Genomic DNA, 8264 nt, shown 5'->3' with positions numbered 1-8264 from the left:
CCCCCGGTGGCCGAACGCCCGGCCCGCCCGGCACCACCGGCCGCGTCCTGGGCGCTCACTCGGCCACCGCCCCGGCCTCCAGGGTGAACAACTCACGCAGCTGGGCGGTGGACAGCTCGGTGACCCACTGCTCGCCGGTGCCGACGACCGACGCGGCCAGGCCGCGCTTGTCGGCGATCAGCGCGGCCACCTTCTCCTCCACCGTGCCGGCGCAGACGAACTTGCGGACCTGCACCCGGCGGCGCTGCCCGATCCGGAATGCCCGGTCGGTGGCCTGGTCCTCCACCGCCGGGTTCCACCACCGGTCGACGTGCACCACGTGGTTGGCGGCGGTGAGGGTCAGTCCGGTCCCGCCGGCCTTGAGGGAGAGGACGAACAGGGCGGGACCCCCGTCGGACTGGAACCGGGTGACCATCTCGTCCCGGTCGGCCTTGTTGACCCCACCGTGCAGGAACAGCACCTCCCGGCCGAACCGGGCCGACAGGTGCCCGCGCAGCATCCCGCCGAACTCCGCGTACTGCGTGAAAAGCAGGGCCTTCTCCCCCGCCGCGAGGACCTCGTCGAGGATCTCCTCCAGCCGGGCCAGTTTGCCGGATCGGCCGTCCAGCGAGGAGCCGTCACGCAGCAGCTGCGCGGGGTGGTTGCAGACCTGCTTGAGCCGGGTCATGGTGGCCAGCACGAGGCCACGTCGCTCGATGCCGTCGCTGGATTCGATACGCGCCAGCATGTCGTCGACGACCACGCGGTAGAGCGCCGCCTGCTCGGTGGTGAGGTTGCAGAACACCTCCATCTCCAGCTTCTCCGGCAGATCGGAGATGATCGACGAGTCCGTCTTGAGCCGGCGCAGCACGAACGGGCCGGTGATCCGGCGTAGCCGTTCGGCGGTCTCGGCGTCGCCGTGCCGTTCGATCGGCTCGGCGAACCGCTTGCGGAAGGTCGCTGCCGGGCCGAGCAGCCCCGGGTTGGCGAACTGCATGATGGACCACAGGTCGGCCAGCCGGTTCTCCACCGGCGTACCGGTCACCGCGATCCGGTGCCGGGCCGGCAGCGCGCGGACCGCCTCCGCCTGCCGGGTGGCGGCGTTCTTGATGGCCTGGGCCTCGTCCACCACCACCCGGTGCCAGTCGATCCCGGCCAGGTCGACCGCGTCGCGGGCGGCCACCGAGTACGTGCTGAGGACCAGGTCCGCCGCGTGCACGGCGGTCACGAACCCCTCGCCCCGGGCCCGCTGCGCACCATGGTGCACGTGTACGCGCAGCCCCGGGGCGAACCGCGCCGCCTCCCGCTGCCAGTTGCCGACCAGTGACATCGGACAGATCAGCAGGGTCGGCCCGGCGTCCGGCGGGTCGGCCGCGAGCAACGCCAGCAGCTGCACCGTCTTGCCGAGCCCCATGTCGTCGGCGAGCACCCCGCCCAGCCCGATCGACTGGAGGAACGTCAGCCAGGCCAGCCCCCGCCGCTGGTACGGCCGCAGCGTGCCGTGGAAGGACGGCGGCTCCTCGATCGGGGCGAGCCGGCGTTCCACGGCCCCGGCGAGCAGGTCGCCCAGCGCCCCGTCGGCGGTCACCTCCAGCACCGGCAACGCGTCCGGCTGCTCGGCGTCGGCGAGCCCCAGCCGCAGCAGGTCGGCGACGGTCAGCTCGCCGGTGGACCGCAGCAGCCGCAGACCGGCGGCGAGCCGCTTCGGGTCCAGCTCGACCCAGCGGCCCCGCAGCCGTACCAGCGGGGTCTTCAGCTCCGCCAGCCGGGCCAGCTCGTCCTCGGTCAGCGGCTGGTCGCCCAGGGCCAGTTCCCACCGGTAGTCGACCAGCGCGTCCAGTCCGACCCCGTCACCGGGGCCGGTGACGGTGCCGGGGGCGGTCCGAGAGGTGGCCCGCAGCCGCGCGCCGAGCCGCGACGAGGGCCGCCGCCACCAGGACGGCAGCAGCACGGTGAAGCCCGCCGCATGCAGCATCGGCGCGCCCTCGCGCAGGAACCGGTGGGCGCCGTCGGCGTCCAGCTCCAGCGCCTCCGGCATGGCGGTACGCAGCGCCGTGTCCAGTTCGGGCCAGAGGCGGCTGGCCCGGCCCAGCTCGGCCAGCATCGTCTCCTGTGGGTTGTCGCCGGCGACCGGGAGGCGGACGCCGCGCCACACCTCACCGGCGTCGACGTGCAGGCCCGGCTCGTCGGCCGCGCGGAGCCCGAACTCCAGCCGCCACCGGTCGGCGTCGACCGCCCCGGAGTCGGCCGGTACCACCGTTTCCAGGCCGGTGATCTCCTCGTCCGGCGGCTCGACCAGCCGGAAGCTGGCCCGCACCGCACCGCCGGCGGCGTCGCGCTGCCAGGCGTCCAGTTCGGACCGGAGGGTGTGCAGCGCCGCCGGCTCGGCGGTGAACTCGCGGCGCGGCCCGGTGAGCGCGCCCAGCCACGGGGTCACCGCTCCGTTGCGCCGCACCCCCCGGGCCAGCATGGTTTCCGGCAGCGCCGCGCGCACGGCCGCGTCGGTGAGCGCGTCGAGCGCGTCGGCGACCAGCGCTCCCGGAGCCTCGACCACGGTTCCCGCCGGGCCGCCCGTGACCGGCTCGCGGTGCGGCCGACCGGATCGGACCGGCCGTCGAGACGGGTGGGCGTCACCGGCCGGCATCCCCGGCAGGTCGGCCTCGATCACTGCGCGGGCGACCGGCGGCAGGGCCAGCGCCAGCGCCCGGGCCCACCCGGCGTCGGTGCCGGTGAGCAGCGGGCGCCAGACGGCCCGGGCGACCCCCGTGCCGTCACCGGTCGGGCGGCCCGACAGGTCCGGGGCGGACCGGCCGCCGGCCTGGACAGGAGCGCGTGCCGAGGCGGCGGCATGCGCGGAGCCGGACGCCTGCGCCCAGCCGGATACCTGGGCTCGGCCGGACATTTGGGCTCGGCCAGACCCATGCGCCTGGGCGGACGCCTGGGCTCGGCCGGACCCCTGCGCTGTGGCGGACGCTTGCGCCAGGCCGGACGCCTGCGCTGGGGCGGACGTGTGCGCCGGGCCGGACGGGAGGGACGGGTCGGCGAGGCCGGGCAGGACCCGGCCGCGGGTGGCCAGGTCGACGGCGAAGGAGGCCAGCTCGGCCAGGTGCCGCAGGGTCGCGCCGGGTGCGGCGGCCAGCCCGTCGAGGGTACGCAGCAGCGGCAGCGCGGCGTCCGGGGCGTACGCCAGGACGGGGACCCGCCAGCCGGCCAGGATGACCGGGCCGCGGGCCGGCTCCACGACGGTGGTCCGGACCAGCTCGGGCGAGTCCAGCGGTGAGCCGGCCCGGGTCGGCAGGCTGACCAGCGCGGTGCCCAGGTCGGCCGGTTCGGCGGCCTCGGCCAGCACGGCGACCAGCGTGGCGTGCTCGGCGGCGAACGGGTGCGGGCGTTCCCGGGGCGCCCGGCCGGGACGACGCGGGGCGTGCGGCGGCCGGGTGCTGTCCTCGGCCCAGATCGCGACGCCCCGGCCGGGCAGCCACATCCCGTGGACGACCAGCACGCACTCCCCCTCCGCCGAGCGGCCCCTGAACACCCGGGGCCCGGTCAACACCCGGGTCAGGATAGGCGGCGCCGGGCGGCTACCGTCGGCGCCATGTACGACCTGTTGGTGATCGGCGGTCTCGGGGTCGACGTACGGGTACGGGTGCCCGGGTTACCGCTGCCGGTGGTCGACTCCGTCACCGTCGACCCGATCGACCTGCGGATCGGCAACACCGGCGCCGGTGTGGTGCTCGCCGCCCACGCGCTCGGGTTGCGGGTCGCGGTGGTCGACGCGGTGGGCGCGGACCCGGCCGGTGACGTGGTGCGGGCCGCGCTGGGCCGCACCGGGGTGCACGTCGTACTGGCCGAGGACCCGGCGGGCACCCGCCGCTCGGTGAACCTGGTCGATCCTGCCGGGCGGCGGATGTCGCTCTACGACCCCCGCCCGTCGGGCGGGCCGCCGCCGTTTTCGGCGGCGCGGTTGGCGGAGCTGATCCGGGACGCCACCCACGTCCACCTGTCGATCATGGGTTGGGCCCGGGACCTGCTGCCCGCCCTCGGCGACGTGCTCGCCGAGGGGGTGGGAAGCTCCACCGACCTGCACGACTGGGACGGGCGCAACCCGTACCATCGACCGTTCGCCGAGGTCGCGGAGCTGGTCCTGGTCAGCGGTACCGCGCTGGACGACCGGGCGGCGGCGGTGGCCGCCACCCTGGCACCGCGCCCGGTACTGGTGACCCGGGGCGCCGACGGCGCGGACCTGCACCTCGGCGGCGAGGTCAGCCGGGTGCCGGCCGCCGCGCCACCCGGCCCGGTGGTGGACACCAACGGCGCGGGGGACGCCTTCGCGGCCGGCCTGATCGCGGCCCGGCTGCGCGGCGCGACCTGGGCGGAGGCGGCCGGGTACGCGGCCCAGGTGGCCGCGGCGGCCTGCACCCACGACGGCATGGAGTACCCGCCCGGCCTGCTCCCGGATCCTGCCCCGGCCGCCGGGCCTGCTCCGGCCGCCGGGCCTGCTCCGCACCCTGCCCCGGCCGCCCCGGGGCTGGCCTGCCGGTCCTCCCGAGCGCGCTCCTACCCCGACTGCTCGGGTAGTGGGTGCGGGCCTTCCCGCCACCGGGACCCGCGCCTTTGCCGGGCCTGTTCGGTCGGGACAGGGATCAGAGGGCGCCGGTGGTGCCGTCGGTTAGTTCCCGCAGGATGTCGGCGTGCCCGACGTGCCGGGCGGTCTCCTCGACCAGGTGCACCAGGATCCAGCGCAGCGACACCTCGCCGAGTTGCGGGTGCGGTACCACGTGGTCGAGGTCGAAACGCGCGGACACCTCCCGGGACCGGGCGCAGACCCGCTCGTAGCCGACTGCGAGGCTGTCGACGGTGTCTTCCCCGGTAAGGGTGAAGCTGGCCAGCGCCGCTTCCTCCGTGGTGGGGAACGCCTCGCCCGGGGCCGGGTCGAGCAGGATGTGGAACCAGTTGCGCTCGACCACGGTGAGGTGCTTGACCAGCCCGGCGATGGTGGTCGCCGACGGCACCAACCGACGAGCCGCGTCGGCGTCGGAAAGTCCGCGCAGCTTGCGCAGTAGCACTGCCCGGTGGAAGTCGAGGAAGGATTCGAGGACTGCCCGTTCGTCGGCCGCCCGGTTGATGACGGGACCGAGCGTCGGATCGATCGCGATTTCCGCCATGTCGGCAGGCTAGTCGCCTCCGGCCCGAGTCGGCGGCCCGCACACACCCCGGGCCGGCCATGATCACGCTCGATGCGGGATCGAGTGGTATCCGCCCGACGCCGAGGCCACTCGATCCGGGATCCAGCGCGGATCATGCGTTGTGGCAGGCCAAGCGGCACCGCAGGCGTGCCGGGCTATCCGCTGCGCGGCGACGGCGGTCGGGGCAGGATGGGCGCATGGCATCAACGGTTGAGATCCCGCTGGTGGGCGGCTCGGCCGACGGCGAGCACGTCACCGTCGAGCTGGACCCGCACGGCCGGCCTCCGCTGACCCACCACCACCTCGGTCCGGAGGGCCTGGCCGAGGCGGACATCTACGAGCTGGAGTCGATCGGCACGGACGGCCAGCAGTGGCGCTACTGCTGGCGAGGGCCGGCGGTCTGACCAACGGCCGCGCCAGGACGGCGAGGGACGGCAGTCTGACCGGCCGCGGCGCCGGAACGGCGAACGCCACGGCCGCCGGGCGCGCCCAGCCAAACTCCCGGGCGGATCGCCACGACACGCGGCAGCCGGATGCTGACCCGGCGGGTCAGGCGCCGACCTCGACGAGGGAACGGCTGCGCAGGCTCTCCAGCACCGCCCGGGTCACCTGTGAGGTGCCCCGCGCCTCCTCGCAGACCTGCGCCACCCGCTGAGCAGTGGTCTCGGCACGCTGGTCGCGTTCGTCCCACAACTGGTCCACCTCGGCCAGCAGCGGACCCTCCACCTCCCGCTCCACCCCGCGCAGCGCCGGCACCCCCAACCGCTGGGCCAGGTCGAAGACCTTGCCGGCGTACGGCAGGGGCAGGAACGGCGTACCCATCATCGCGGCGAAGATCAGGAAGTGCAGCCGCATGCCGACCGCCAGGTCGAAGTGGCGCATCAACCCGAGCACCTGCTGCGGCGTGTAGGTGCCGTGCAGGATGCGACCCCGCTCCGCGGCGATCATGTGCGACAGCACGCCGTGTGAGTGCCGGATGTCGTCACGCTCCATCGGCACGAACAGCACGTGCGCGTCGATCCGGTGCACCAGGAAGTCACCGATCTGGGCCAGCAGCCGGTGGTAGCCGTCCACGTCGAGCCGCTCCGCAGCCCGGCCCGGCTCCCGCACGCTCATCCCGACCAGCCGCTTGCCGGCCGGCACGCCCTCCTCGCGCAGCAGTTCCGCGGGGAACTCCTGGGGTTCCAGCAGGAACGCCGGGTCGGCGGTGACGGTGATCGGGTTGAGCAGCCCGGCCTCCTCCAGCACCATCCGCGACTCCTGGTCGCGTACGGTCACCTGGGCGGCGCCGGCCAGCGTCTCCCGGACCATGCCGGTGTCCACCATCTCGCTGAGTGGCCCGACGCCGACGGCGTAGGTCAGCAGCGGCAGGCCACGCTCCTGCGCGACCCGGACCACCCGCAGGTAACGGCGTGCCTCCTTGTCGTAGAGGATGCCGCCGCCGCCGAGGATGAGCAGGTCCAGTTGGGAGAGCACCAGGGCGGAGTCGGTACGGCTGACCCCCTCCCAGGGCACCGCCTCCACGTCCGGGTGAGCCAGCCGGGTGTGCTCCGGGTCGCGCGAGAAGACGATGATCCGGGCGTTCGGCTCCTGCTGCCGCAGGTCGGTCAGCAGGCCGGTGAGAATCGCCTCGTCGCCGAGGTTGCGCCCACCGTACGAGCCGAGCACGCCGATGGTCAGTCCGGCACGCGTCATCCGTCGCTCCTCCCCAGGTGCGTCCGCCTCCACGTTTTCCCCGTTGCACCACTGAACAGTCATCGCCGTACCGGGGATGACTCCGGCGCCGCTCGGCAGCGGACCCGGGAGCCTCAGGCGCCGGTCGGGCACCCGGCGGTCAGGCGGGACACCAGGGCGGCAACCACCTCGTCGGGGTCGAATCCGGCGTCGATCGAGGTGGTGAGCAGGTCGAGCAGGAGCCCGTCCACGGCGTAGTGCAGCAGGGCCACCTCGAACGCGCCGCCGGGCAGTCCGGCGGCGACGTGGAACGCGACGTCCTCGCGGTAGCCCCGGCGCAGCGTGTCGCCGAGGATCCGGGCCAGATCGGGGCGGCGGGCCGTCTCCAGGCGCAGCTCGATCAGGGCGCGGGTGAGTTCCGGGTGTCGGGTGGTCCGCTCGACGACATACCGGACGTAGTCGGTGAGCAGGGCCGGCGACGGTTCCCGCTTGGCCAGTTCGGCCAGGACTGCGTCGTCGGGGGCGAACCGTTCGAAGATCCGCTCTCCGAGCGCGCCGAGCAGGGCATCGCGGGAGCGGAAATAGTTGGAGGCGGTGCCGACGGGCACTCCCGCCTCGGCGTCAACGGCCCGGTGGGTGAGTCCCCGGGCACCGTTCGCCGCCAGCACCCGCAACCCGGCGTCCGCCAGGGCCGCCCGCCGCTCGGGGTTTCGCGCCACGAAGAAACCCTAGCAGGAACCACGACAGGTGTTGTAGATTGTCGAACCACAACATCCGTAGTGTTTGGAGTACCGCTTGCGCAAGCTCGTGTACTACGTGGCCAGCACCATCGACGGCTTCATCGCCGCCCCCGACGGGTCGGCCGAGTTCTTCGGCCTCGACCCCGAGGTGGCGCGGCACCTCGCCACGCACTGGCCGCAGACCTTCCCGACCTTCGCCCACTCGCAGCTCGGCATCGACCGCCCGCAGGGCCGATTCGACGCGGTGGTGATGGGCCGAGCCACCTACGACCCCGCGCTGAAGCTCGGCGTCACCAGCCCGTACGCCCACCTGAAGCAGTACGTCTTCACCCGCTCGCTCCCCCCGTCGGACGACCCGGCGGTGGAGATCGTCTCCGCTGACCCGGTGGCCTTCGTCCGCGACCTCAAGCAACGCTCCGGCGGCGACATCTGGCTCTGCGGCGGCGGCCAACTCGCCGGCCAACTGCTGTCCGAAGTGGACGAGCTGGTCGTCAAGCTCAACCCGATCGTCGCCGGCAGCGGCATCCCGCTGGTTGCCCGTGCCTTCGACCCGCAGCACCTGGCTTTGGTCGACGCCACACCCGTCGGCGGCGGGGTGGTCGTGCTGCGCTACACGCGGTCGACCGCACCAGGGCGCGCCCGGCGCCGCCCTTAGCGCGGGCCGGGCCGGTCAGTGGGTGGGGGT

The 8264-nt window shown here is 74.2% G+C and carries 7 protein-coding genes and 1 pseudogene; 3 read left to right on the top strand and 5 right to left on the bottom strand.

Going from position 1 to position 8264, the window contains the following annotated elements; all coding sequences use genetic code 11:
• Positions 1-55: 55 nt before the first annotated feature.
• Positions 56-3220 carry an SNF2-related protein gene (locus C1I95_RS29540; protein WP_438941349.1) on the bottom strand — a complete coding sequence of 1055 codons (3165 nt, stop codon included), beginning with the start codon at positions 3218-3220 and terminating at the stop codon, positions 56-58.
• A 414-nt stretch (positions 3221-3634) separates the two neighbouring features.
• The gene (locus tag C1I95_RS36690) at positions 3635-3817 is read right to left on the bottom strand and encodes a hypothetical protein (RefSeq protein ID WP_233513966.1); all 183 of its coding nucleotides are present in this window, start codon (positions 3815-3817) and stop codon (positions 3635-3637) included.
• Positions 3818-3886: 69 nt separating this feature from the next.
• Between C1I95_RS36690 and C1I95_RS36685 the strand changes: the two are divergent.
• Positions 3887-4351, top strand: a pseudogene (locus C1I95_RS36685) (PfkB family carbohydrate kinase); the annotation flags it as partial.
• Between the two features lie 271 nt (positions 4352-4622).
• Here the strand turns inward: C1I95_RS36685 and C1I95_RS29530 are convergent.
• On the bottom strand, positions 4623-5144 hold the full coding sequence (locus tag C1I95_RS29530) for a DinB family protein (protein ID WP_111218777.1): 522 nt from the start codon (positions 5142-5144) through the stop codon (positions 4623-4625).
• 218 nt (positions 5145-5362) lie between these two features.
• On the opposite strand from C1I95_RS29530, the gene C1I95_RS29525 reads away from it, so the two are divergent.
• Positions 5363-5569: a DUF8847 domain-containing protein gene (locus C1I95_RS29525; protein ID WP_111218775.1), complete on the top strand. Its 207-nt coding sequence runs from the start codon at positions 5363-5365 to the stop codon at positions 5567-5569.
• 145 nt (positions 5570-5714) lie between these two features.
• Here C1I95_RS29525 and C1I95_RS29520 read toward each other — a convergent pair whose 3' ends face one another.
• Positions 5715-6860 (bottom strand): polysaccharide pyruvyl transferase family protein, encoded by a 1146-nt coding sequence (locus C1I95_RS29520; protein ID WP_111218773.1) that lies wholly within the window; start codon positions 6858-6860, stop codon positions 5715-5717.
• A gap of 113 nt (positions 6861-6973) precedes the next feature.
• Positions 6974-7558: a TetR/AcrR family transcriptional regulator gene (locus C1I95_RS29515; protein WP_111218771.1), complete on the bottom strand. Its 585-nt coding sequence runs from the start codon at positions 7556-7558 to the stop codon at positions 6974-6976.
• A gap of 76 nt (positions 7559-7634) precedes the next feature.
• Here C1I95_RS29515 and C1I95_RS29510 point away from each other — a divergent pair, with 76 nt between their 5' ends.
• On the top strand, positions 7635-8234 hold the full coding sequence (locus C1I95_RS29510; protein ID WP_111218779.1) for a dihydrofolate reductase family protein: 600 nt from the start codon (positions 7635-7637) through the stop codon (positions 8232-8234).
• Positions 8235-8264: the final 30 nt, after the last annotated feature.

The sequence above is a fragment of the Micromonospora craterilacus genome (assembly GCF_003236315.1).
In the GTDB taxonomy this organism is placed as follows: domain Bacteria; phylum Actinomycetota; class Actinomycetes; order Mycobacteriales; family Micromonosporaceae; genus Micromonospora; species Micromonospora craterilacus.
The sequence above is the reverse complement of the archived record's forward strand: the minus strand, read 5'-3'. Positions and strand labels throughout refer to the sequence as shown.